The organism is Pedobacter sp. PACM 27299, from assembly GCF_001412655.1.
In the GTDB taxonomy this organism is placed as follows: domain Bacteria; phylum Bacteroidota; class Bacteroidia; order Sphingobacteriales; family Sphingobacteriaceae; genus Pedobacter.
This window is the reverse complement of sequence record NZ_CP012996.1, coordinates 2,172,467-2,194,901: the sequence shown is the minus strand read 5'-3', so window position 1 is coordinate 2,194,901 and position 22,435 is coordinate 2,172,467. Positions and strand designations below refer to the sequence as shown.

Here is a 22,435-nt window from a genome sequence, read left to right as displayed (position 1 = left end):
TTTGCCAAAGAGCTGTTGTGTTATTTGTTCTTAATTATTGGATATCGCCGTAGGCTTGTAAAATTCTTTTTACCAGTTTGTGCCGCACTACATCTTCCCCCGTCAGGTAAACAATTTCAATACCAGGAATATCGTCTAAGATACGCAGGGCGTTAAACAGGCCGGACATCTGCTTTTTCGGCAAGTCGATCTGCGTCACATCTCCTGTTACAATAAACTTAGCAGAAGGACCCATCCGGGTGAGGAACATTTTCAGCTGAAGGTCAGTTGAGTTCTGCGCCTCATCCAGAATCACATAGCAATTATCGAGTGTTCTACCACGCATAAATGCCAAAGGGGCAATTTCTATGGTTCTATTCTCAATATATTGTTTCAGTTTTTCTGCTGGAATCATATCATCCAGGGCATCATATAGTGGTCTAAGGTAAGGGTCTACTTTTTCCTTCAGATCGCCGGGCAGGAAGCCCAGGCTCTCCCCTGCTTCAACTGCAGGTCTAGTTAAAATGATCCTTTTGATTTCTTTATTTTTCAGTGCCCGCACGGCTAGTGCGACTGCGGTATACGTTTTTCCGGTTCCTGCGGGGCCAATCGCGAATAAAACATCGTTTTTCGCCATGCTGTCTACCATACGTCGCTGGTTCGCGGTCCTGGCTTTCACCATTAAACCATTCGTCCCAAATACGATGACCTCACCACCGCCGCCTGTGTTTGCGGGTTTCTCTGTTTCTTTGTCCGAAGGAGTCGTACTCTTCAGGCTGGAACCTAGGATAGATTCTACATCATTTAAACTCAAAGCGAGGTATTTCTCCAACTGGGTCAACAAAAGAATATACTTCTGCTCAAAAACTTTAAGTTCTTTTTCATCGCCCAACACTTTCAGTTCAATCCCTCTTGCCACCATTTTAAGTTTCGGAAACGCGTTCTTAATCAGCTCGTAATGCTCATTATTAGCTCCCCAAAACTGTACCGGATCTACCGATTCTAATGTTAATTTAAGTTCGTTCAAAATATTGTTTTTTAGTAAGAGGTGTATATTTTGATATAAAAATTGAATATTTGTAGGCGATTTGCCGCTTACGCAAGAATAAGAATAAATATTCAATTTTTAATGGCCATAATTACATTAACAACAGATTTAGGTTCAAAAGATTTTTATCAGGCTGCACTGAAAGGCAGTATCCTGAGCATCTTACCTACAGCCAATATTGTTGATGTGACCCATGAAGTTCCATCCTTCAACATTTCTTATGCGGCATTCGTTTTAAAAAATGTATACCCTTATTTCCCTAAAGGCACAGTGCATTTAATTGGCATCGATTCTGTTTTTAGTGAAAATACCCGATATATTGCTTTAAAGTACAGGGATCACTTTTTTGTAGGTGCCGACAATGGGATTTTTTCTTTATTGTTTGAAGACATTCCGGAAGAAATTGTGGAATTGAACATTATGCAGGACCTCAAATACCTGCATTTCCCATTGGTGGATATCTTTGTAAAAGCAGCCATTCACCTGGCTAAAGGAGGCAAGCTAAAAGACATTGGTATGCCTACCGACAGCATAGAGGAACGCATGCTGCTAAACCCTGTTATTGAGCGTGATATCATCCGTGGAAGTGTCATTTACATTGACACTTTTTCTAACGTCATCACCAATATTACCAAGGAATTATTCACCAGAATACAGCGCAACAGGGACTTCACTTTATACTTCAGAAAAAGTGAAACCATTACTCAACTCAGCTGGCATTATAACGAGGTTCCTGAGGGGGAAAAACTATGCCTTTTTGGCATTAGTAACCACTTGGAAATCGCTATTAATAAAGGAAAAGCGAGCGGATTATTGGGCTTGCACCTCAACGATATCATCCGAATAGAGTTTCATCCATAACCCTGCAATAATGCTTACCCGTCTGGTCAAAATGCAATTTAACGAGGAGTTTCTGACTGAGTTTCAGGAGACTTTTAAAGCTGTACAGCCTAAAATCGCTGCATTTAAAGGCTGCAAGGGGGTTCAGCTGCTGCAAGACCAGCATGAAATAAACATTTTCTTTACGATCAGTCTCTGGGAAGATGAGGATCATCTGGAGGATTACAGGCGCTCCAACCTATTCAGGGAAACCTGGACCAGCATCAGACCACACTTTGCAGCTAAACCTGAGGCATGGAGTTTGCTTGCACCATAGAAAGAAACACACACAAATGATTAAAAACTTCTTATTGCTGCTTTTCGTTGGATTTAGTTTCAACGCGGCGGCCATTCGGGTAGATACCAGCGCTTATCAACTGCAAAGACTGAAAATCAATGCCTTACTGGCAGAACGAAGTGCGAGGTTCGGACAATATGACCAAAGTCTGGATGCCAGGACAGGAATATTTGGCTTCCAAACCAAGAGAGATATTAAAAACTCAAATGAGATACTCAGACAAATTGTCCTGAATGATAACAACATTTTTAAGGAACTAAAGGTACTGATGGACTATAAAGACCAGGAGGTGAAAAATGTGATCATCACGTCCAATAACACCAACGGCAGGATTCAAAGTTACATGCTGTCTATCAAGAAATTACAAGACCAGAATGAGCATTTAAAGCAGGAAATATCGACCATAGAAAAGGGAAAGACCTTTTACTACTATGTTATTTCATTTTTAGGTTTATTGATTGCTGGAATGGTATTTTTTGGCTATAAAAAAGGGCTGTTTAATGAGTTGCTAAAGACTAACAAAACAGCACATTAAATTGTATAAATGACCTGATTTGATGCGCTAGTTGAAATAATTAGTGAGCAGTCCGACTAAAAACTTCGGCTCTACCCATGTTGATTTCGGTGGCATCACTCCATCTGCTTCTGCCACTGCAATCACCTGGGCGACTGAAGTTGGGAATAAAGTAAATGCGATGGCAAACAGGCCATTATCCACCTTTTCCTGCAACTCAAGTACGGCAGTCCGTCCTCCTTCAAAGTTAATCCGCGCGTCCGTTCTTGGATCTTTTATCCCTAATATTGGCGCTAAGATAAAATTCTGTAAGATACTGACATCCAGTACCCCTACCGGATTATTGCTGTCGTAAATCTCCGGTTTTGGCTGGAGCAGATACCATTGTCCGTCAAAATACATTCCTATCTGATGCAGGCAAGCAGGCTTTATGGCTGCTGTTACAGGAAGTACTTCAAAACATTCGGCTAAAGCCTTCATAAAATCAGCTTTGCTCAACCTTCCCATGTCCCTGATCAATCTGTTGAATTCTAAAACCTTTACTTCTTCCGTATTCATATATACCGTCGTAAAATAGTTATAGAGTTCTGTTCCAGTATGTTTATCGGCATTTAATGCTTGCTTTTGCAGTCCCATTTTAGCCATGGAGGCGGCGCGATGGTGACCATCAGCAATATAAACCGCAGGAATCGCTCCAAAAGCCCTCACCATTTCGGCCAAGTCCTGAGGATCATCAATGGCCCAGATCCGATGTTCGGTTTGATCAGCAAATACAAAATCAAGTGCAGGTTTTAATGCGATGTACTTCTTAATCAGCCGATTTATGGTGGGATCAGGATGGTAGGTAATTAAGACTGGATTGGCATCCAAACCAGTTTGCTGCAAATAATCCGCCAATAATTTCTCTCTGCGTTCTACCGTAGATTCATGTTTTTTGATGCGGCCTTCCAGGTAATCATTGATATGTGTGAGCGTCCATATTCCTGTCTGACAAAGCCCGTCATGTACTACCTGATACACATAAATCACTGGTACTTTTTCTCGTTCCAGGTAATGGTGCTCCAAAAACCCTTCGAAGTTCTCTGCAATTTTCTTGAAAATCAGTTCTTGTCTGGTTCCTCTGAGGTAAGGATTGTCCAGTTCGGGATTGATCAGGTGTAAAAAGCTACAGCTGTTCTCAGAAGCGATCAATCGTGCTTCCCCTGACCCATAGTTTTCCAATGGGCGGGTGACCACCTTTGATTGCAGGTGTGTTGCAGGTTTTAGTCCGCAAAAAGGCTTTATATTTGGCATAGAAGGAAATGGAAATGAAGTGCCCAACACATAGGGCACTTCATTAAAAGCTATTTATTAAAATGCTCAATCATCAGATTGGCTAATTCCACACCGATACGTTCCTGTGCTTCATTAGTTGCCGCACCAATATGTGGCGTTAAAGAAACTTTAGCATGTTGAAGAATAGCTGCTGCTGGCGTTGGTTCGTTGTCGAATACATCTAAACCTGCGAAAGATACCTTACCACTGTCTAAAGCTGCAATTAAGGCTGCTTCATCGATGGTACCACCTCTTGAGCAGTTCACCACACCAACACCTGGTTTCATTTGCTCAAACTCTGCTGCACCTAAGATAGGTTTGTCTGCGAATGGCGTATGTAAACTGATGAAATCACTGTTGCTGATCACTTCTTCTAAAGAAACTGTTTTCACTGGAATATCTACTTTGATACCACCTTGAAGGTTCAAAGTTAGGTTTCCTTCGAAAGGGAAAAGATCATAAGCCAGTACATTCATACCTAAGCCTAAAGCTACTGTAGCAGTTTCTCTTCCAATTCTACCGAATCCAATAATACCGATGGTTTTACCTCTCAATTCTACACCTTTAGCGTATGCTTTTTTAAGGGCATTGAATTTAGTATCACCTTCTACCGGCATTTTTCTATTGGAATCCTGCAGGAAACGAACACCTGTGAACAAATGTGCGAATACCAATTCTGCAACTGATAACGAAGATGCTGCTGGGGTATTGATGACTGCTAAGCCTTTACTTCTTGCGTAATCCACATCAATATTATCCATACCAACTCCACCTCTACCAATCAGTTTAAGGTTAGGACATTGGTCTATCAGTTCCTGACGAACTTTTGTGGCACTGCGTACCGTAATTGCATCGTAATTCTGTAAAGCTTCAGCTAATTTATCTTGGGCTACGGTTTCTGTATCTACTACAAAACCCGCTTGCTCCAATAAGGCTTTTCCGATAGGATCAATCCCATCGTTGGCAAGTATCTTGATCATCAATTATATATTTTTATTGGTTTTTCTCTGCAAAAATCTGCATTAATTCAATTAAAGTATGTACGCTGGTAATCGGCAATGCGTTGTACATAGAGGCTCTGAAACCACCTACGCTTCTATGGCCTTTGATACCTTCTATACCGTTTTCTTCAGCAAATTTCAAGAATGGTTTCTCTAATTCCGGATTCTCCATCACAAAACAAACATTCATTTTTGAACGGTCTTCTACTGCACAGGTACCTTTAAACAATGGGTTTCTATCGATCTCTGCATACAAAGCTCTTGCTTTAGCAATGTTTTCTTTTTCGATCTCTGCAACACCGCCTTTAGATTTCAACCAGCGAAGGTTTAACATCGCTACATAGATAGAAAATACAGGAGGCGTATTGTACATAGAACCACCTTCGATATGCACTTTATAGTCTAACATAGAAGGGATCTTTCTACCTGATTTACCTAAGATCTCGTCTTTCACGATGACTACAGTTAAGCCGGCAGGGCCGATATTTTTCTGTGCACCCGCATAGATCAGATCGTATTGAGCTACGTCGATCACTCTGCTCATAATGTCAGAAGACATGTCGCAAACTACAGGAACTTTTGTTTCCGGCAATTCGAACATTTCCGTTCCATAAATGGTGTTGTTGGAAGTACAATGAAAATAAGCACTATCTTCAGGAATGTTATACCCCTTAGGAACGAAAGTATAGTTTGATGATTTTGAAGAAGCTACAATATTTGCAGTTCCAAAATTAACGACCTCTTTGATCGCTTTATTTGCCCATACTCCTGTCTCCAGATAACTGGCGGTTTGGCCTTCAGGCAATAAGTTCATAGGAACCATTGCAAATTGCAAACTCGCACCACCTTGTAAAAAGAGAACGGAATAACCGGCAGGAACATTTAACAATTCTTTAACCAACTTTCCGGCCTCTTCCACAACACCTTCGAATTCAGGTGTGCGGTGTGAGATCTCCAGAATAGACAAGCCGTCTTTAAAATCAAGTACTGCTTGTGATGCTTGCTTGAAAACTTCCTGTGGTAGGATACAGGGTCCAGCGCCGAAATTATGTCTCATTTTTATGTTTATTTTTATTGATTGTAAATGTAATATTTTATATGATTTAATGATTCTAATTTTTGAACTTAATAAAGATTTAGGCGTTAAAACACCTGCCAGTTAAAGAATTAGCGGAGGGGAAGTTCGAATAAAAATTGAAATACCTGAACGGCTCGCTGTGCAGAAAACAGCGGTTAGTCGTCCTGGAGGCGAGTTTAAACCTATAATAGTAATATTAAAAAAGCAGGGTATATTGGTGCTTTTAGGCGCTAGGCAAAGTTTTCAGATTTTTCATATCGGCAATCATTTCCATTGGGTTTGAGGCGCCGAAGATGGCATTACCGGCAACAAATGCCGCAGCACCTGCTTCGATTAAATCTCCGAGGTTATGAATCCCTACCCCACCATCTACTTCGATGATCAGATCCGGGTTCAATCGCAAGGCCATTGCTTTCAATTCTCTCAGCTTGTTGAGCGTATTGGGAATGAACTTTTGTCCGCCAAAACCAGGGTTTACCGACATCACCAGGACCAGGTCTAAATCTGCAAGGATATCCTTTAACAGGGCCACAGGCGTATGCGGGTTAATCGCTACGCCAGCCTTACATCCTGCCGCATGAATCGCTTGTACGGTACGGTGAAGGTGTACACAGGCTTCGTAGTGCACGGTGATCACTGCGGCACCTGCTTCCGCGAAACGCTCAATATACTGATCAGGGTTAACGATCATCAAATGTACATCCAATGGTTTGGTTGCATATTTCTTAATCGCTTCCATGACTGGAAATCCGAAAGAGATATTCGGCACAAAAACGCCATCCATCACATCCACATGGAACCAATCTGCGGCACTGGAGTTGATCATTTCAATATCTCTTTGAAGGTTTGCAAAGTCAGCAGAAAGTACAGATGGGGCGATGAGGTGTTTCATAGGATCGTTTTATTCTTAGGTAAATATAAAGAAATAAAGCCTTTTAAACCAAAAACCCCGCAGATTGCGGGGTTTTGAGCATTGTTTTGTGAAATTATGCAGGAGTGTTTTCTGCAGTTCCTTCTGGTTTAGCTGGACGAGGCAATAAAGCTTTTCTAGAAAGTTTCATTTTTCCTTGTTTGTCAATATCCAAAAGTTTCACTTGAATTCTATCACCTTCTTTGAACACACCGTCCATCGTTTCTAAACGAGTCCAGTCGATCTCAGAGATGTGTAATAATCCGTCTTTTCCTGGCATGATTTCTACGAATGCACCGAATGGCATGATAGATTTCACTTTACCATCATAAGTAGCACCTATGTCTGGTTTAGCAGCAATCGCATTGATACGACCTACTGCAGCATCAATAGCCGCTTTATTATCAGCAAAGATTTCAACGATACCTTTGTTACCTACTTCTTCGATAGAGATAGATGCTCCGGTTTCGCGTTGCATTTCCTGGATAATTTTACCGCCTGGGCCGATTACAGCACCAATAAATTCTTTATCAATTGTTAGAGAAACGATACGTGGCGCGTGATCTTTGTAGTCTTCACGTGGTGCAGAAATCGTTTTCTTCATTTCGTTTAAGATGTGTAAACGAGCATCTTTAGCTTGGTTAAGGGCGTTAGTTAAAACTTCCCATTTCAAACCATTGATTTTTAAGTCCATCTGACAAGCAACGATACCTTTTTCAGTACCAGTTACTTTAAAGTCCATATCACCTAAATGATCTTCATCACCTAAGATATCTGAAAGGATCGCATATTTACCAGTTTTCTCATCAGTGATTAATCCCATAGCGATACCAGATACTGGTGCTTTGATTTTAATACCTGCATCCATTAATGCTAATGTACCAGCACAAACAGTTGCCATAGAGGAAGAACCATTAGATTCTAAGATATCAGAAACGATACGAATCGTGTATGGGTTTTCTTCTAATCCTGGTAATACTTTCTTCAATGAACGCATGGCTAAGTTACCATGACCAATTTCACGACGACCAGCACCTCTGTTCGGGCGAACCTCGCCAGTAGAGAATCCAGGGAAGTTATAGTGTAGTAAGAATTTGTTATACCCATTGATGAATGCTCCATCAATCATTTGCTCGTCGTCTTTAGAACCTAAAGTAACTGTAGTTAATGCTTGAGTTTCACCACGAGTGAAAACTGCAGAACCGTGAGCAGAAGGAAGGTAACTTACTTCAGACCAGATTGGACGTACGGTACGCACATCACGACCGTCTAAACGAATTCCTTCATCTAATACCAGGTTACGAATTGCATCATACTGTACATCATGGAAATATTTTTTAGCTAAGAATGAAGTTACATCATCGATGTCTTCACCTAAAGTAGCTACAAATTCAGCAAGGATAGCAGAGAAAGCGTCAGTACGCTCACCTTTACTTGTATTGCTTTTTGCAACTGCATATACTTTATCGTAAGTAGCTGCGAATACTGATGCTCTCAACTCAGGATTACTGTTTTCATGAGAATAAGTACGTTTAACCGTCTTACCTACTAATTCAGCTAATTCTTTTTGAGCTTGAACCTGAATCACGATGGCTTTATGAGCGAACTCAATTGCTTCCACCATGTCAGCTTCTGAGATTTCATCAGCTTCACCTTCTACCATCACGATATCGCTTTCAGTACCGGCAACAAGGAATTCCATAGTTGCGCGTTCTAAATCACTTACATAAGGGTTGATGATAAATTTACCGTCAATTTTAGCAACACGTACTTCAGAGATCGGCCCGTTGAAAGGGATATCTGAAACTGCAAGTGCAGCTGAAGCAGCTAATCCAGCTAAACAGTCTGGCATAATATTTTTGTCAGAAGAGATCAAAGAGATCATCACCTGAGTATCAGAGTGGTAATCTTCAGGGAACATTGGACGTAAAGCACGGTCAACCAAACGAGAAATTAAAACTTCATAGTCTGACAATCTTGCTTCACGACGTAAGAAACCTCCAGGAATACGGCCAGCGGCAGCATATTTCTCTTGATAATCTACTGATAATGGTAAGAAATCTACACCCGCTTTAGCACCTACTGAAGATACTACAGTAGCTAATAACATGGTGTCTCCCATTTTAACAACTACAGAACCATCAGCTTGTTTTGCTAATTTTCCTGTTTCAATTTCGATAATTCTTCCGTCGCCCAGGTCGAACGATTTTTTTATTACATTCATTTAAAGAGTGTTGTGGTGTGTTTTCCTCTTTCTACACACCTGATTTATATATGTTAATTTTATTATTCAATTAAAAAAGCCATCCCTAAGAATGGCTTTTCCTGATATTATAACGCTTATTTGCTGTCTCTAGTTGAACCTAAAGGTTTGATAATGTCCCTTAAGCCTAAAGCTTTGATAACAGCACGGTAACGATTGATATCTTTTTTAAATAGATATGCCAAAATACCACGGCGTTTACCTACTAATTTTTGTAGAGATAACTGAGTAGAGAAATCTTTACGATTTTTCTTTAAGTGCTCAGTTAAATGTGCAATACGGTAAGTAAACAATGCTACTTGACCTTCAGCAGAACCAGTGTTGGTTTCTACTTCGCCGTGTGTTTTGAAGATTTCGGCTTTCTTTTCTTTACTTAAATACATTTCTTGAATGATACTAAAGTGTGTATGGATTAATTAATTGTGTGCAAAGATAGTTTAAGTTTTAGTGAATCGCAAAAAAAACAATTGTCATATCGGTTCAATTTAGCACAGGAGACCAATATATATCAAAATCTAAACCTTATTTTTGACGCAGAACGTAGAAAACATGGAAAAGAACGAATACAGCATATTTCAAACTGAATTAAAAGTACGCCCAGATGATATAGATATGTTCCAGCATGTGCACAATAGTAAGTATTTCGACTATGTACTCTCTGCACGTTACGACCAGATGGAAGAATTTTACAAGATGTCTATGGAGTCTTTCCTGGAAAGTGGTTATGGCTGGGTAGTACGTACTGCGCATGTAGACTTTAAACGCCCGCTGATTTTAGGGGATGTAATTCTGATCCGCACCGGAATCTTAACGATCAATGAAAAAGGCTGCAGGGTACAGTTCGAAATGGAAAACAAACGTACCAAAAAGATTGCTGCTGATGGCTGGTTTGATTATGTGATGATCGACACGAAAACTGGAAAAGGCTGTAAAGTAACAGAAGAGATGATTCAGGCTTACAGTATATAAAAAAGCCTTCACCCTATTAGGGATGAAGGCTGGATTGAATAAGCCAGATGAGCTATTAATTATTAGATAATCTTTTCAAAACAAATTATTTAATTTCAATCTGACGAACTGCGTTTTTAGCTTCTTCTTTTTTAGCAACTTCAATCACCAATACACCATCATTATAGGTTGCATTAATACTTGCAACATCTACTGAATCAGGCAAGGTGAAAGAACGTAAGAAAGAAGTATAGCTGAATTCTTGTTTCTTATATTGCTTATCTTCTTTTTTCTCTTCTTTTTTAACTTCTGCAGAGATGGTCAATACATCTCCTTCCAGGTTCACTTTAAAATCTTCTTTTTTCAAACCTGGAACCGCCATTTCAATGTGGTACTGATCATTAGTCTCACTAATGTTCACAGCAGGCATTTTAGTAATCAGGTGATTTGGCAATAAAGCATCGGTAAATATTGAACCGAGAACATCATTGAAATCGTTCATTAATTCAGTGTTTTTTGCTCCATTATTAAATTTTACTAGTGACATATATAATCCTCCTTTATTTTTAGACTGTGATCTATCAATTAAAAAATTAAATACACCTGGCATATTTCAACTGCTGTGCCAAATTCTAAAAACAGGGTTTGTGAATGCATTGAAAAAGTTTTTTCTGAAAATTTTTCAGTTTTTGAGGGAAAAATTGACAGATTTAAAGAAAAAAAGTCAGCTGATTTTCAGCCACCTATTCTATATCTAAATCTTGAGTCAAGTTACAGTGTTATAAAATTTTATCGTCTTCTAAGGAACATCAGGATAGGCGAATTTCAAACAAATCAATCTTTCAGGATAAATGAATTCTATTTTATTGCGATCAAGAAAAAAACTACTAGCCCAACATCCAATCCCTCCCCCAATACTTGGGAATGGCGCTATTGTACTAAAGCATAAGTAAATGTTCCTTTGTTCAGGATATTAAATTTAACAGAATTTTAGAAAACTTATTTGCAATTGTTTTAAGGTATAAAGGTACTGAATTAAGAAGTCACTTTGCCCAATGGTTATATTCTGCTACGCTAATTCTAGCTTCAACACTTCTATTTTACCAATATCAAGTTTGCTCAAATACTCCTCAAAAGTATCAATAGATTCTTTTTGCTACCCTTATATTCTTTGAGTCGACCATATAAAGATGTGTTTTAAATAAACTGGAAACCAGTTACCATCATGAAATGATCCACAACAACATTTCCTATAGCGTTTCAATACTTTTCCTTTCAGATCAAGTAAGGCCATGTCGATGCCACTAATAGCACAAATACTTGCGCCGAAAGACCCCATCCAGTTCAGATCCAGATAAAATCTGGCCGCATGGGATCCAGACCAATGATGCGCTCGCCCACATATTTTGCCGAGCTATAGACGATTGGGCTTCCCGGCCAATTGGTCTTTAAAGCCTTTTACCAGCCAAACTTTTACATCGGTAATTTTCATTTCAATAACGTGTTACCTAGTTGAATTATAATGGGCGTAAGATTAATGAAAATTTCCCAAAGCGAATTCGATTGCAGCATATAAAATATTTAAGGATTTAATAATAAAAAAACTATATTTGAATTTACAAAACCGCAATACGATGATAGTATTTCACGTCCGTTTTAGGTTCTAAAAACCAAGGACTCCCTTCCTTACTAACGATAAAACATCAGCATTTCAATGCTGATATAGGTTTATTTCTTAATTTTTTTTCTTTTTATATGTCAGCACCACAAGCAGCTTCAAGGAGCAAGCTATCTAGGATTATATCACTTTTAAAACAAGCTTTAAAAGGCGAAGACCTTGATTTTACGCAGGGAAGTATCCGTAAAGGGGTGCTTTTATTGGCCATTCCGATGATGTTGGAAATGGCAATGGAATCTGTATTTGCACTGGTAGACTTATATTTTGTAGGACACCTGCCCAATAGCAGTCACGCGATACAGACTGTAGGATTAACAGAATCGGTATTGACCATTATTTACTCTCTAGCTATCGGAATGAGTATGGCTGCAACTGCGGTAGTAGCGAGAAGAATCGGGGAGAAAAACCCGGAGGCGGCAACAAAAGCAGGTGTTCAGGCGATCCTGATCGCCGTCTTCTTTAACCTCATCATTAGCGTCTTAGGGGTAATTTACGCTGCTGACATCCTGATGCTGATGGGTGCTTCTGCAGAAACCGCCGCTCATGGAACACATTTTACTCAGATCATGATGGGTGGAAGTGTGATCATTGTATTGCTCTTCCTGATCAATGGAATTTTCAGAGGCGCAGGAAATGCGGCTATAGCCATGAAAAGTCTATGGATCGCAAATATTGCCAACATCATTCTATGTCCTATTCTGATCAACGGATTGGGTCCTATCCCTGCTTTTGGTTTAACTGGTGCAGCCATTGCCACCACTATAGGAAGAAGTATGGGTGTAGGGTATCAAATCTGGCATCTGGTAAGCGGCAAAGGACTTTTAAAGGTGCACTTATCCTACTTAAAGCCACATTTTGAGCAAATGAAGGCCTTATTAAAGATTGCTACGCCTGGTATATTCCAATTCATTATTGCTTCCTGCAGCTGGATCTTCTTAGCACAGTTGGTAGCCACTACAGGTGGTGATCATGGCTCTGCCGGCTATCAAACTGCTTTAAGGCTGATGATGTTTTTCATGCTCCCTGCCTGGGGGATGAGTAATGCGGCGGCAACTTTGGTAGGTCAGAATCTAGGGGCAAAACACTTGCAGCGCGCGATAGATTCGGTGATGAAAACTGCAAAATACATTGTAGTCTATATGGTACTGGTGATGGCCTTTACTTTCATTGGCGGTTATTATTTCATCTCTTTTTTCACTAATGATCAATTGGTACAAGAGGTTGCACTTCATGCGCTCCAGATTATGAGCCTGGGTTATATCTTTTATGGCATCGGAATGGTGCTGGTTAGCACGTTTAACGGGGCTGGCGATACCTGGACACCTACCTGGGTTAACTTTTTCGGGTTCTGGTTATTTCAGATTCCATTGGCATTTTTATTGGCAAAACACTTTGAGATGGGCCCTACCGGGGTATTCATTGCGATCCCTGTTGCAGAGGTAGGCATCGCCATTGTGGGATATATCCTATTTAAAAAGGGAAGGTGGAAAACTATTCAGGTTTAACTCCATAAAATATATAATTTAGTCCACTCAAAACTAATATTAATATGAAAAAAACCTTTACTAAAACCATGTTCATCTGCGGTGTGGCGGCACTTAGCTTTTCAGCGACCAATAGTTTCGCCCAGCAGACCAATACAAGTCAGGACGAGGAAAACACGGAATCTAAAAACCTGGTAAAATGGAATGTGGCGGCTGTAGCTTTAAAGACTTATTCCTTCCAGTATGAACGTGCTGTGGGCAAGAAAATGTCTGTTTCCTTAGGATTCAGGATGATGCCAAAATCTCATGTTCCCTTCAGTTCTACTTTCAAAAGTCTGATTGATGACGATAAAACCTGGGAAAGCATTAAGGATTTCAAAACCGGCAACTTCGCGATCACGCCAGAGTTTAGGTATTATGTAGGTCAGAATGTATTCCGTGGCTTTTACGTGGCACCATTTGCAAGGTATTCAAGGTACAATGTGGCTGTTCCATACCATTACGAAGCTACTTTCAGTAATGGCACAAGCAGTACAACAATTAAGGATAGAATTGACATGGACGGCAGTATCAGTACCCTGACAGCAGGAGTGCTTTTTGGTGCGCAATGGAAACTGAGTAAAGCAATTTATCTGGATTGGTGGATTTTAGGTCCTAATTACGGATCTGCTTCTGGCAGTATTTCTGGTAAGAAAGCATTGAGTGATGATGAACAAAAAGCATTAAGAGAGGCCTTGACGGATCTGGATGATCTTCCTCTAGTGCACACAAAATCTACGGTAGACGGCAATGGTGCTAAAATTGATTTTAGTGGTCCATGGGCAGGAGTAAGATCTGGCTTGAGTATCGGCTACCGTTTCTAAGACATTAAACGACTGCTGTGACTATAAAAAAGGGGCGCTGCGGAATATTCCGCAGCGCCCCTTTTTTATAGTCTTGTATCTTTTGCATTGGGATTAACCTATCGTTTCTTTCAGGAGTTTGGTATAAAAATCATTTAGTTTCATTCCCGCTGCGGCTACTTGCTGAGGAATAAAGCTGGTAGCGGTTTGTCCTGGGATGGTATTGACCTCAATGAAGTAAAAATCACCTTCATCTTCCGTTAGGATAAAATCTATACGCACCACGCCACTGCAGTTTAGCTTCATATACACATCTTTGGCAATTTGCTCTACTCTGGCTTTCGTTTCTGGTCTGATTGGAGCCGGCGTAGTTTCTTTAGCTACTCCAGGAGTGTATTTGGCTTCAAAATCAAAAAACTCTTTTGCAGTTTCCACTTCTGTTGCTGGAAGCACAACTAGTTTGCCATCCAATTTCACTACCCCTACTGTAAATTCCCTACCGGAAATAAACTCTTCAATCAGCAGCTGATCGTCTTCTTTAAAAGCTTTTTCAATTGCTTTTTCCAGATCAGCACCATGTTTTACTTTGCTCATCCCTATGCTGCTTCCGCCATTATTTGGCTTAACGAAATAAGGAATTTTAAGATCTCTTTTGATTTGCTCTACATTGTAAGCAACATTCTTGAAAATTTGCACAGACTTTGCTACATGTAGATTTTCTATGCCCTGAACAATTGCTTTGGTATATCCTTTATTCATTGTGATTGCAGAAGTTAGCGCATCACAAGCGGTATAAGGAAGGTTTAGCATGTCGAAATAGCCTTGTAATTTACCATCTTCACCTGGGGAGCCATGAATGGCAATAAAAACCCCATCAAAAGTAACTTTTCGACCTTTAATGTTTAAGGAGAAGTCATTTCTGTCTACTTCAATTTTCACTGAGTCTGCCGGCTCATAAAACCAACCTTGCTGACTGAGCATGATTTTATAAACATCAAACTTATCGGCATCTAGATTTTGGGCGATAGTGGCGGCACTTTTAACCGAGATGACCCATTCACCTGTGGTCCCACCGGTTAGTAATGCTAATGTTTTCTTCATTTTTAAGCGTGTTAAAACCTATTCAAAGTAATAAGTCAATTGTAAGCACAAATATAAATTAGTTGGCCCAGATGTCATTTTAATTCCAATAAAATATTTTTTTAGCCTAAATTTGGGCGATATACCATATTGAAGAGAAAATCCCTATGAGCAAATTTATATCTTACCTAAAGACTAAATCCTTTAGAACCAACATCATTGCTGCGATAGTTACGGTAGTGATCATTATCCTGGCGGCTTTCTTTAGTTTAAGATATTACACCAAACATGGTCAGGGCTTAAATGTTCCGGCAGTCAAAGGACTATCTTTCACGCAGGCAGTGAGCAAGTTAGAAGCACTGGGACTTCGTTACGAAGTAGATTCCGTATTTGTAATGGATTCGCCTCCAGGTATTGTAATCGACCAGGATCCTGAAGCCAGCACTTTTGTAAAAGACAACCGTACTATTTATTTAACTGTAAATGTAGCTATGGCTCCGAATGTTAAATTTCCGGATATAGAGTTTAAACCTTTGAGACAGGCACAAGCTTTGATTGAGAGTTTCGGACTAAAACTGGGAGATACTACTTATAAATCCGATCAGGCCAGAGACGTAGTATTGGAAGCTTTATTTGGCGGACAGCCGATTAAAGCTGGAGAATCCATGCCTAAAGGATCCAGGATTGATTTAGTTTTAGGTGATGGAAGAGGAAACGAAGAAGTGGATATCCCTTCATTAATTGGATTAACGATGGATGAAGCGAGATTTGCCTTAAAGAATGGCGCGATGCTGAGTTTAGGAAACGTGTATTATGAAGGCGAAATTACGGATACAGCAAATGCAGTGATCGTAAAACAGGATCCTTTTTTAACGGATTCCGTAACGAAAGTTAAAATCGGTACCCCAGTAAACATTACCTTGTCCAATAAAAAGTAATTATTAGCCTCATTATATGTCAAACGAAAACGAGAAAAGCTTTAAGAAAAGTACTAAAGTAATATTGGCCAGCTTGCTGGTTGCATTGGTAGTTGGTGGTTATTTTGGCCTGAAATTCTACAAAGTGTTTTTTGCGCCTAACATCACTGGTAAGGAAAAATACGTGTATGTAAGAACGGGAAGCCATTTAGATGACCTATTTGAGGAAATCCGCAAGAAAGATATATTAACAGATATCGGATCTTTTAGTCAGGCATCTGCAAAGATGGATCTTGCACAAAACTTGAAACCTGGTCGCTATAAAGTGAGCAAGGGAATGAACAACCGAACTTTGGTGAACATGCTGAAAGCTGGTAACCAGGACCCTGTGAAATTAAAGTTCCAGAACATCAGGAAGAAAGAAGATTTTGCTGGTTATCTGGCAAAAAATCTGGAAGCTGACTCCTTAGCTTTCATCAACGTACTGGATTCTGCAGCGTTAATTGAGAAGTACGGATTCAATAAAGAAAACATTTATACGATGTTTATTCCAAATACTTACGAAATGTACTGGAACATTGCGCCGATTGAGTTTTTCGAGAAAATGCAAAAAGAATATGCGAAGTTCTGGAATGATGAGCGTAAGCGTAAAGCTGCGGCATTAAACCTAAGCCCTATTCAGGTTTCTGTATTGGCTTCTATCGTAGATGCGGAGGCTTTATACGACAAAGAGATGCCAATCATCGCTGGATTATATTTGAACAGGTTAAAAAAGGGAATTTTGCTTCAGGCAGATCCAACGGTAATCTTTGCAAACGATGATTTCACGGTAAAAAGGGTAACCAATAAACTATTACAGGTTCCTTCTAAATACAATACTTACAAATATGCTGGTTTACCTCCAGGGCCAATCATGATGCCTAGTATCAATGCTATCGATGCTGTATTGAACAAAGACGACAACAATTACATCTATATGTGTGCCAAGGAAGACTTCTCTGGTTACCATAATTTTGCAGTGACGGTTCAGGAACATGAGATCAATGCGAAAAAATATAGAGAAGCTTTGAACAAACGTAATATTTACAAATAGGATGTTTACACACAGCACGAAAGTAAGGGTAAGATACGGTGAGACAGACCAGATGGGCTACGTATATTACGGCAATTATGCGGAATATTATGAAGTAGCAAGGGTGGAAATGTTGAGAAGCTTAGGCATGGATTACGCCAGTATGGAAAGCAGCGGCGTAATGATGCCTGTTTTAGAGCTGAACTGCAAGTACATCAAACCTGCACTGTATGACCAGGAAATCACCATTAAAACCACCATACATGAACTTCCAGGAGTCCGTATCTATTTTGTATACGAACTATATAATGAGGCAGCTGAGCTGATCAATATTGGCAAAACTACCCTGGTGTTTGTCGATATGGCAAAAAACAAACCTTGCTCCCCTCCTGAGGATTTCATGGAGAAGTTAAAGGTATTTTTTAATTAAATTTGATAGATGGAGTGGGTACATAAGCAACTACTAAAAATCAGGATTTACGCTTTGTTTATAGATTGGACCAAAGTATGTATACTTCCTGGTTTCAGTCCGCTGCCCCTCTACACTGTTGCCAGTTTTTTCTTCACCGAGATCGGGAAGGATTCTTTGGTGAATAAGGCTTCTTCCCTGGCATATAATTTTATGCTGGCCTTATTTCCTGCGATCATCTTTTTATTTACCCTGATTCCCTTTATACCAAAGCGCATAGGCTTCCAGAAACAACTGATGGAACTGATTGTATTGATTTTACCTGCAGATGCCTACAAAGCCTTTGAAGCGACCTTAAATGAGATTGTCAACAAGCAGAACGGGGGCTTGCTGTCCTTTGGATTCTTTCTATCCTTGTTTTTTGCGACAAATGGCGTACACAGCTTGATGATGGCCTTTAATAAGTCGTCCTTAATCATCGAAAGCCGGAGCTGGTTAAAACAGCGTTTGATCGCCGTATTGTTAACAATTACCATTGCCCTATCCGTGATTATTTGCATCGTTGCCATGACGATCGGGGTGCTCCTCTTAAAGAAACTGAACATTCATGGGAGCTTTATGGTGTATTTGATCCAGCTCAGCAGATGGGCCCTGTTAGGGATCCTCTATTTTGTGACCATTTCCATTCTTTACAAATACGGACCTTCTCATGTTAAGAAATGGAAGTTCTTTAGTCCAGGTTCTTGTTTAGCCACTATACTTGCCTTTCTGACCATTTGGGGATTTTCCTTTTACATAGACAATTTTAGTTCTTACAATAAAATCTATGGCTCCATTAGTACTTTAATCGTATTGATGATTTGGCTTTATCTGAATTCCTTGATTCTTTTGGTGGGTTTTGAGCTGAATGCAAGTGTAGACTTGTCGAAAAGAAGTGTAAAAATCCTGCGTCCAAGCTACAATTTGTTCAAGAAACACGGTACTGCGCCTGATCGGACGGAAAGATAGAAAACAACTAAAGCCTGCGGAATTAACCACAGGCTTTTCATTGTAATTATAGAGGTTATTTATTGGGGTTATCTGTGTTTTATTCCTTTGATCTTCAATTCCACAGTAGGAACATCATCTCTATCGAATGCAAAGAACCCGCTTTTCCAGGCCACTGCATCGCCAACGTTTTTGTCGACCTCAAAATAAGCCTGTCCAGTTAATTCTATCGGATATTTTAGAGAAGATGCAGCATCCAGCCATACCCTGATATCATCGGGTAGTAAGATTTGAAATTTGTCTCCTCTAGGAGTTTCTATGCTATTGAGTTAAGGTAATTTTAGGTTTTTTGGCATATTTCCAGCTGGAACTGAAGAATAAATTACCTGACCATCACTGGATTTTGAAATCTTTACATTATTAATCTGATTCTTAACAATTTTCTCAGAGAGGTTAAGTTGGGAAGCGATTTCTTTCCTGGATAAATTATGCTTCCTACTGAGTTCAAATACTTCTCTCATCTTTTCCGGCAAACAAGAAACTTATTTTTCTATAAGGATGGTCAGCACATTTTCCCACAAACGATGATCAGTAGGAGATTCGAATCTTTCTACATTGCCCTAGTTGGCCAGAAAACAGGTAGATTCCACCTACTTATGATAAATAGCATTAAGAATGCTGTTTATCAAAGCACAATATAAATATCCAGACAAGTTGTTTTCAATAGCAATACTTTCTCTTTTATGCCAAAATACAGTTAAACAACTCCTGAATGCTATCCCTCGCTTCCTCACGATTCTGAAGTTTGGAATAGGCATGACTGTACAAAATTCCAGAATACCTTTTATAAATCTCAGTGTATGCGGCTCTGTTACCCAACCTTAATAAAGTGACCAATTCTGGGTCAGAATAAGCAATGACATCATATTATCCCCCAGAAATAATGTAATATTTTTCTTACTAATTTTTATTTATACTGATAAAAAACAGAAAAATCCATGCCAAGATTTTTATTAAAAAATTATTTCCCTATAAATTAAAAAATACCGCTGTAATAAAACAAATTGGATATTTTTATAACTAAAATCTATATCCGAAAGACAGTTATCAACAAGCGAGAATCAGCTCATTTCCGATAACTTATATATATACGAAGCATAAATAATTAAACTTATCGAAATAAGGAATTATGCACCGTTTACGCCTACTAAAACGAATAAATACACGATGTGTTGAATTAAATCACATCAAAACAAAAAACAAAAAGACTCAGGATTAGCGGATTAGATAAATCCCATTAAATAATAGCCATCATAGTTTGTAGAATTGAATCGAGTTCGTACTTTTGTGCCGGAGAGTTGGCAGAGTGGTCGATTGCGGCAGTCTTGAAAACTGTTGACTTGTCAAAGGGTCCGCGGGTTCGAATCCCCCACTCTCCGCTGAAATGGTATCAAAACCAACAAAAAGCCTGCAAATCATACGATAGCAGGCTTTTTTGTTTTTATTGGTATTCCAAAATATGCACCGATTCACACCCTATAGGTGAGTGATTCGGTGAGTCATTTGGAAAATTGAAATGACTCACCGAATAGCATATAAAAACCTGACATTAAACAGGTTGCTACACTAAACATCTTGATTTCCAATCGCTGCAAGGCTAAATTTGCATCGTTGATTCTTATTAATTTTCTCTGCGATGCAGCTCTTGTCCGAAAATCGGACTCGGGTTGTTTATTTTAATGTTTATCATTATGAAAACCAATTTCAGCTTGCTCTTCTACATGAAGAAACCAAAAAATTATCAAAATGGAGTCGCTCCTATTTATCTTCGCATTACTGTGAATGGTAGTCGCTCAGAAGTTACCACTGGCCGTAGTTGTGAACCATCGCAATGGAACGCAATTTCTGGACGAGGCAATGGAAAAAAGGAAGAAATGAAATCCTTTAACGCTTATCTGGACAACTTGCAAAACAAAGTATTTGAAGCGCATCGACAATTAACCGAGAAGAATGATCTCATCACTGCCAAACAACTACGAGATCAATTTCAGGGAAAAGCAGAAAAGCAACGTACCTTAATCGACGTATTTAAAGATCATAACCACAAAATGGAGGCCTTGGTGGGCTCCGAGTTCTCTAAAGGCACAGCAGAGCGTTACAGAACCTCTTTAAATCATACTGTAGCATTTTTACAATGGAAATACAACATCAGTGATATAGACATTAGAAAGGTAAATCACAGTTTCATAACTGAATACGATTTTTACTTACGATCTGTCCGAAAATGCGCAAATAATTCTGTAGTAAAATACTTGAAAAACTTCGGGAAGATCATTCGTATTTGTCTTTCTAACGGATTGCTAGCTACCAATCCATTTCAAAACTACAAAAACAAGATTAAAAAGGTTGATCGGGTTTACCTTAATGAAGAAGAAATAAATCAAATAGCCATTAAGCAACTGGCCTCTGAAAGATTAGTGCAAGTAAGGGATGTGTTTTTATTCTGTTGTTATACCGGCCTTGCCTATGTGGATGTTAAGAATTTAAAACCTGGCGATATTGTAACTGGCATTGATGGTGAAAAATGGATCTCTATTAAAAGGCAAAAAACTAATGTGCCTTCCCGAATTCCTTTATTACCTGCTGCTGCTTCCCTATTAAACCAGTATCAGAATAATCGGATGTGCTTAAATAAAGGAATACTACTGCCTGTATCAAGTAACCAGAAGATGAACACTTATTTAAAGGAGATTGCCAACCTCTGTGGCATACAAAAACTGATCACTTTTCATATTGCCAGGCATACATTTGCCACAACAATTACATTACTGAATGGGATTCCAATAGAAAGCGTTTCAAAAATGCTGGGACACACCAATATCCAAACTACGCAACATTACGCCAAAATACTTGACATTAAAGTTGGTACTGATATGGCTACCCTTAAAAAGAAGTATACAGCAACTTAATTTATCGAGTAACACAATATCTAGACCTAATTAACGTCTTTTATTATGAGAGCGTTAATTTTGAAGCGGGAATGGTCGGAGATCCTTCCCGCTTCCTTATTTAGCATTTGACCATAAATATTCTGAAATGAACATATCTACGCTCTACGTTTCACAACATTACATGGTAAAAACACCATTTACTATCAACAACTGACCTCATTAAAACCTAATTAGGCTGGAATTCACAGGGTGTGTAGAATTCTGAAAGATCTGGATAAGATCAAGGGTGTTTTTCATATCAAGAGAAAGGTTCATATCCTCCTCAATGGAGCTCCAGTAAAATCACAGCGTAAGCACTTGCTCATATTTATTACTCAAACTACTATCATCCTCCCAAATAAACTGAATTTTCACTTTATCTGGCGATCCAACAGAAGTGCTTATTATTAATTCAGTACCTTCTTGAGGGTTTAAAAGCTCAAATGGGAGAACATCTTGATTTAAAATCCAAAAATTCTGATTTTCAGATAGAATTTCAAAACTAATATTTCTTGCAGCAGATTTACCTGAATTAAATATCTTGATTATTCTATTCCCTTTATCTCCCTTAATCAAATTTGCCTTTACAAAGGCCTTCTTTTGGTCTATCTTTTCAGCATCAATTTTTTCTAATTGATAAGCATTAATTAAACCTTCCTGTTTTTTTATTCTCCGATCATGAACAACATAAGTAATTGCTGAAAAACATAAAGCTGCAATAGAAATAATTAAACTCCAGTCCAT

At 39.1% G+C, this 22,435-nt stretch carries 22 protein-coding genes and 1 tRNA gene; 12 read left to right on the top strand and 11 right to left on the bottom strand.

The genetic code is table 11. The features are described 5' to 3' along the window. Positions 1–34 precede the first annotated feature (34 nt). The gene (locus AQ505_RS09180) at positions 35–1,006 is read right to left on the bottom strand and encodes a PhoH family protein (protein ID WP_062550943.1); all 972 of its coding nucleotides are present in this window, start codon (positions 1,004–1,006) and stop codon (positions 35–37) included. 102 nt (positions 1,007–1,108) lie between these two features. On the opposite strand from AQ505_RS09180, the gene AQ505_RS09175 reads away from it, so the two are divergent. From AQ505_RS09175 to AQ505_RS09165, 3 genes are read left to right on the top strand one after another with little or no spacing between them, the layout of a single operon-like run. After that, positions 1,109–1,888: an SAM hydrolase/SAM-dependent halogenase family protein gene (locus tag AQ505_RS09175; protein ID WP_062547901.1), complete on the top strand. Its 780-nt coding sequence runs from the start codon at positions 1,109–1,111 to the stop codon at positions 1,886–1,888. 10 nt (positions 1,889–1,898) lie between these two features. Then, positions 1,899–2,183 (top strand): putative quinol monooxygenase, encoded by a 285-nt coding sequence (locus AQ505_RS09170; protein WP_062547900.1) that lies wholly within the window; start codon positions 1,899–1,901, stop codon positions 2,181–2,183. A 16-nt stretch (positions 2,184–2,199) separates the two neighbouring features. After that, a complete protein-coding gene (locus AQ505_RS09165) occupies positions 2,200–2,739 on the top strand; it encodes a hypothetical protein (RefSeq protein WP_062547899.1) in 540 nt (179 codons plus the stop codon). A 27-nt stretch (positions 2,740–2,766) separates the two neighbouring features. Here AQ505_RS09165 and AQ505_RS09160 read toward each other — a convergent pair whose 3' ends face one another. The 6 genes from AQ505_RS09160 to rpsO all read right to left on the bottom strand — a co-directional run bounded on the left by AQ505_RS09160 (position 2,767) and on the right by rpsO (position 9,667). Beyond that, positions 2,767–4,011, bottom strand: a complete 1,245-nt coding sequence (locus tag AQ505_RS09160) for a DUF1015 domain-containing protein (protein ID WP_062547898.1) — start codon at positions 4,009–4,011, stop codon at positions 2,767–2,769. Between the two features lie 50 nt (positions 4,012–4,061). Beyond that, complete coding sequence (locus AQ505_RS09155; protein WP_197286338.1) at positions 4,062–5,012, bottom strand: D-2-hydroxyacid dehydrogenase; 951 nt, start codon at positions 5,010–5,012, stop codon at positions 4,062–4,064. Between the two features lie 13 nt (positions 5,013–5,025). After that, positions 5,026–6,090, bottom strand: a complete 1,065-nt coding sequence (gene serC / locus AQ505_RS09150; protein WP_062547897.1) for a 3-phosphoserine/phosphohydroxythreonine transaminase — start codon at positions 6,088–6,090, stop codon at positions 5,026–5,028. 244 nt (positions 6,091–6,334) lie between these two features. Continuing rightward, positions 6,335–7,003, bottom strand: a complete 669-nt coding sequence (gene rpe / locus AQ505_RS09145) for a ribulose-phosphate 3-epimerase (RefSeq protein ID WP_062547896.1) — start codon at positions 7,001–7,003, stop codon at positions 6,335–6,337. A gap of 94 nt (positions 7,004–7,097) precedes the next feature. Continuing rightward, positions 7,098–9,245, bottom strand: coding sequence for a polyribonucleotide nucleotidyltransferase (pnp, locus tag AQ505_RS09140; protein ID WP_062547895.1), 2,148 nt, complete (start codon positions 9,243–9,245; stop codon positions 7,098–7,100). 116 nt (positions 9,246–9,361) lie between these two features. Next, positions 9,362–9,667, bottom strand: a complete 306-nt coding sequence (rpsO, locus tag AQ505_RS09135) for a 30S ribosomal protein S15 (protein WP_062547894.1) — start codon at positions 9,665–9,667, stop codon at positions 9,362–9,364. 166 nt (positions 9,668–9,833) lie between these two features. Between rpsO and AQ505_RS09130 the strand changes: the two genes are divergently transcribed. Beyond that, on the top strand, positions 9,834–10,253 hold the full coding sequence (locus AQ505_RS09130) for an acyl-CoA thioesterase (RefSeq protein ID WP_062547893.1): 420 nt from the start codon (positions 9,834–9,836) through the stop codon (positions 10,251–10,253). Between the two features lie 85 nt (positions 10,254–10,338). Here AQ505_RS09130 and AQ505_RS09125 read toward each other — a convergent pair whose 3' ends face one another. Continuing rightward, positions 10,339–10,779, bottom strand: coding sequence for an Hsp20/alpha crystallin family protein (locus AQ505_RS09125; RefSeq protein ID WP_062550941.1), 441 nt, complete (start codon positions 10,777–10,779; stop codon positions 10,339–10,341). Between the two features lie 1,208 nt (positions 10,780–11,987). On the opposite strand from AQ505_RS09125, the gene AQ505_RS09120 reads away from it, so the two are divergent. Further along, positions 11,988–13,415 (top strand): MATE family efflux transporter, encoded by a 1,428-nt coding sequence (locus tag AQ505_RS09120; protein ID WP_062547892.1) that lies wholly within the window; start codon positions 11,988–11,990, stop codon positions 13,413–13,415. 44 nt (positions 13,416–13,459) lie between these two features. After that, positions 13,460–14,257 carry a DUF3575 domain-containing protein gene (locus tag AQ505_RS09115; protein WP_062547891.1) on the top strand — a complete coding sequence of 266 codons (798 nt, stop codon included), beginning with the start codon at positions 13,460–13,462 and terminating at the stop codon, positions 14,255–14,257. Between the two features lie 93 nt (positions 14,258–14,350). On the opposite strand, the gene AQ505_RS09110 is transcribed toward AQ505_RS09115, so the two are convergent. Then, on the bottom strand, positions 14,351–15,337 hold the full coding sequence (locus AQ505_RS09110; RefSeq protein WP_062547890.1) for a D-alanine--D-alanine ligase: 987 nt from the start codon (positions 15,335–15,337) through the stop codon (positions 14,351–14,353). Between the two features lie 146 nt (positions 15,338–15,483). Here AQ505_RS09110 and AQ505_RS09105 point away from each other — a divergent pair, with 146 nt between their 5' ends. Genes AQ505_RS09105 through AQ505_RS09090 form a run of 4 tightly spaced genes read left to right on the top strand, consistent with a single transcriptional unit; the run spans position 15,484 to position 18,722 of the window. Next, complete coding sequence (locus AQ505_RS09105) at positions 15,484–16,254, top strand: PASTA domain-containing protein (RefSeq protein ID WP_062547889.1); 771 nt, start codon at positions 15,484–15,486, stop codon at positions 16,252–16,254. A 16-nt stretch (positions 16,255–16,270) separates the two neighbouring features. Beyond that, positions 16,271–17,326 carry an endolytic transglycosylase MltG gene (gene mltG / locus AQ505_RS09100; RefSeq protein WP_062547888.1) on the top strand — a complete coding sequence of 352 codons (1,056 nt, stop codon included), beginning with the start codon at positions 16,271–16,273 and terminating at the stop codon, positions 17,324–17,326. A 1-nt stretch (position 17,327) separates the two neighbouring features. Next, positions 17,328–17,735: an acyl-CoA thioesterase gene (locus AQ505_RS09095; RefSeq protein ID WP_062547887.1), complete on the top strand. Its 408-nt coding sequence runs from the start codon at positions 17,328–17,330 to the stop codon at positions 17,733–17,735. A 9-nt stretch (positions 17,736–17,744) separates the two neighbouring features. After that, positions 17,745–18,722: a YihY/virulence factor BrkB family protein gene (locus tag AQ505_RS09090; RefSeq protein ID WP_062547886.1), complete on the top strand. Its 978-nt coding sequence runs from the start codon at positions 17,745–17,747 to the stop codon at positions 18,720–18,722. Positions 18,723–19,030: 308 nt separating this feature from the next. On the opposite strand, the gene AQ505_RS26850 is transcribed toward AQ505_RS09090, so the two are convergent. After that, a complete protein-coding gene (locus tag AQ505_RS26850) occupies positions 19,031–19,222 on the bottom strand; it encodes a sigma factor-like helix-turn-helix DNA-binding protein (protein WP_062547885.1) in 192 nt (63 codons plus the stop codon). Between the two features lie 831 nt (positions 19,223–20,053). On the opposite strand from AQ505_RS26850, the gene AQ505_RS09080 reads away from it, so the two are divergent. Both AQ505_RS09080 and AQ505_RS09075 read left to right on the top strand, forming a co-directional pair. Continuing rightward, positions 20,054–20,140, top strand: a tRNA-Ser gene (locus AQ505_RS09080). Between the two features lie 312 nt (positions 20,141–20,452). Next, the gene (locus AQ505_RS09075) at positions 20,453–21,670 is read left to right on the top strand and encodes a site-specific integrase (protein WP_062550940.1); all 1,218 of its coding nucleotides are present in this window, start codon (positions 20,453–20,455) and stop codon (positions 21,668–21,670) included. Positions 21,671–21,994: 324 nt separating this feature from the next. Here the strand turns inward: AQ505_RS09075 and AQ505_RS09070 are convergent, their stop codons facing one another. Further along, entirely contained in the window at positions 21,995–22,435 is a 441-nt protein-coding gene (locus tag AQ505_RS09070) for a hypothetical protein (protein ID WP_062547884.1), read from the bottom strand.

What these genes read in the sequence shown, in the direction of transcription:
- rpe (WP_062547896.1), bottom strand. Translation starts at nt 7,003, where the DNA reads ATGAAACACCTCATCGCCCCATCTGTACTTTCTGCTGACTTTGCAAAC.
- AQ505_RS09105 (WP_062547889.1), top strand. Translation starts at nt 15,484, where the DNA reads ATGAGCAAATTTATATCTTACCTAAAGACTAAATCCTTTAGAACCAAC.
- AQ505_RS09170 (WP_062547900.1), top strand. Translation starts at nt 1,899, where the DNA reads ATGCTTACCCGTCTGGTCAAAATGCAATTTAACGAGGAGTTTCTGACT.
- AQ505_RS09075 (WP_062550940.1), top strand. Translation starts at nt 20,453, where the DNA reads ATGAAAACCAATTTCAGCTTGCTCTTCTACATGAAGAAACCAAAAAAT.
- AQ505_RS09125 (WP_062550941.1), bottom strand. Translation starts at nt 10,779, where the DNA reads ATGTCACTAGTAAAATTTAATAATGGAGCAAAAAACACTGAATTAATG.
- pnp (WP_062547895.1), bottom strand. Translation starts at nt 9,245, where the DNA reads ATGAATGTAATAAAAAAATCGTTCGACCTGGGCGACGGAAGAATTATC.
- AQ505_RS09130 (WP_062547893.1), top strand. Translation starts at nt 9,834, where the DNA reads ATGGAAAAGAACGAATACAGCATATTTCAAACTGAATTAAAAGTACGC.
- rpsO (WP_062547894.1), bottom strand. Translation starts at nt 9,667, where the DNA reads ATGTATTTAAGTAAAGAAAAGAAAGCCGAAATCTTCAAAACACACGGC.
- AQ505_RS09165 (WP_062547899.1), top strand. Translation starts at nt 2,200, where the DNA reads ATGATTAAAAACTTCTTATTGCTGCTTTTCGTTGGATTTAGTTTCAAC.
- AQ505_RS26850 (WP_062547885.1), bottom strand. Translation starts at nt 19,222, where the DNA reads ATGAGAGAAGTATTTGAACTCAGTAGGAAGCATAATTTATCCAGGAAA.
- AQ505_RS09155 (WP_197286338.1), bottom strand. Translation starts at nt 5,012, where the DNA reads ATGATCAAGATACTTGCCAACGATGGGATTGATCCTATCGGAAAAGCC.
- AQ505_RS09175 (WP_062547901.1), top strand. Translation starts at nt 1,109, where the DNA reads ATGGCCATAATTACATTAACAACAGATTTAGGTTCAAAAGATTTTTAT.
- mltG (WP_062547888.1), top strand. Translation starts at nt 16,271, where the DNA reads ATGTCAAACGAAAACGAGAAAAGCTTTAAGAAAAGTACTAAAGTAATA.
- AQ505_RS09110 (WP_062547890.1), bottom strand. Translation starts at nt 15,337, where the DNA reads ATGAAGAAAACATTAGCATTACTAACCGGTGGGACCACAGGTGAATGG.
- AQ505_RS09120 (WP_062547892.1), top strand. Translation starts at nt 11,988, where the DNA reads ATGTCAGCACCACAAGCAGCTTCAAGGAGCAAGCTATCTAGGATTATA.
- AQ505_RS09115 (WP_062547891.1), top strand. Translation starts at nt 13,460, where the DNA reads ATGAAAAAAACCTTTACTAAAACCATGTTCATCTGCGGTGTGGCGGCA.
- serC (WP_062547897.1), bottom strand. Translation starts at nt 6,090, where the DNA reads ATGAGACATAATTTCGGCGCTGGACCCTGTATCCTACCACAGGAAGTT.
- AQ505_RS09095 (WP_062547887.1), top strand. Translation starts at nt 17,328, where the DNA reads ATGTTTACACACAGCACGAAAGTAAGGGTAAGATACGGTGAGACAGAC.
- AQ505_RS09090 (WP_062547886.1), top strand. Translation starts at nt 17,745, where the DNA reads ATGGAGTGGGTACATAAGCAACTACTAAAAATCAGGATTTACGCTTTG.
- AQ505_RS09070 (WP_062547884.1), bottom strand. Translation starts at nt 22,435, where the DNA reads ATGGACTGGAGTTTAATTATTTCTATTGCAGCTTTATGTTTTTCAGCA.
- AQ505_RS09160 (WP_062547898.1), bottom strand. Translation starts at nt 4,011, where the DNA reads ATGCCAAATATAAAGCCTTTTTGCGGACTAAAACCTGCAACACACCTG.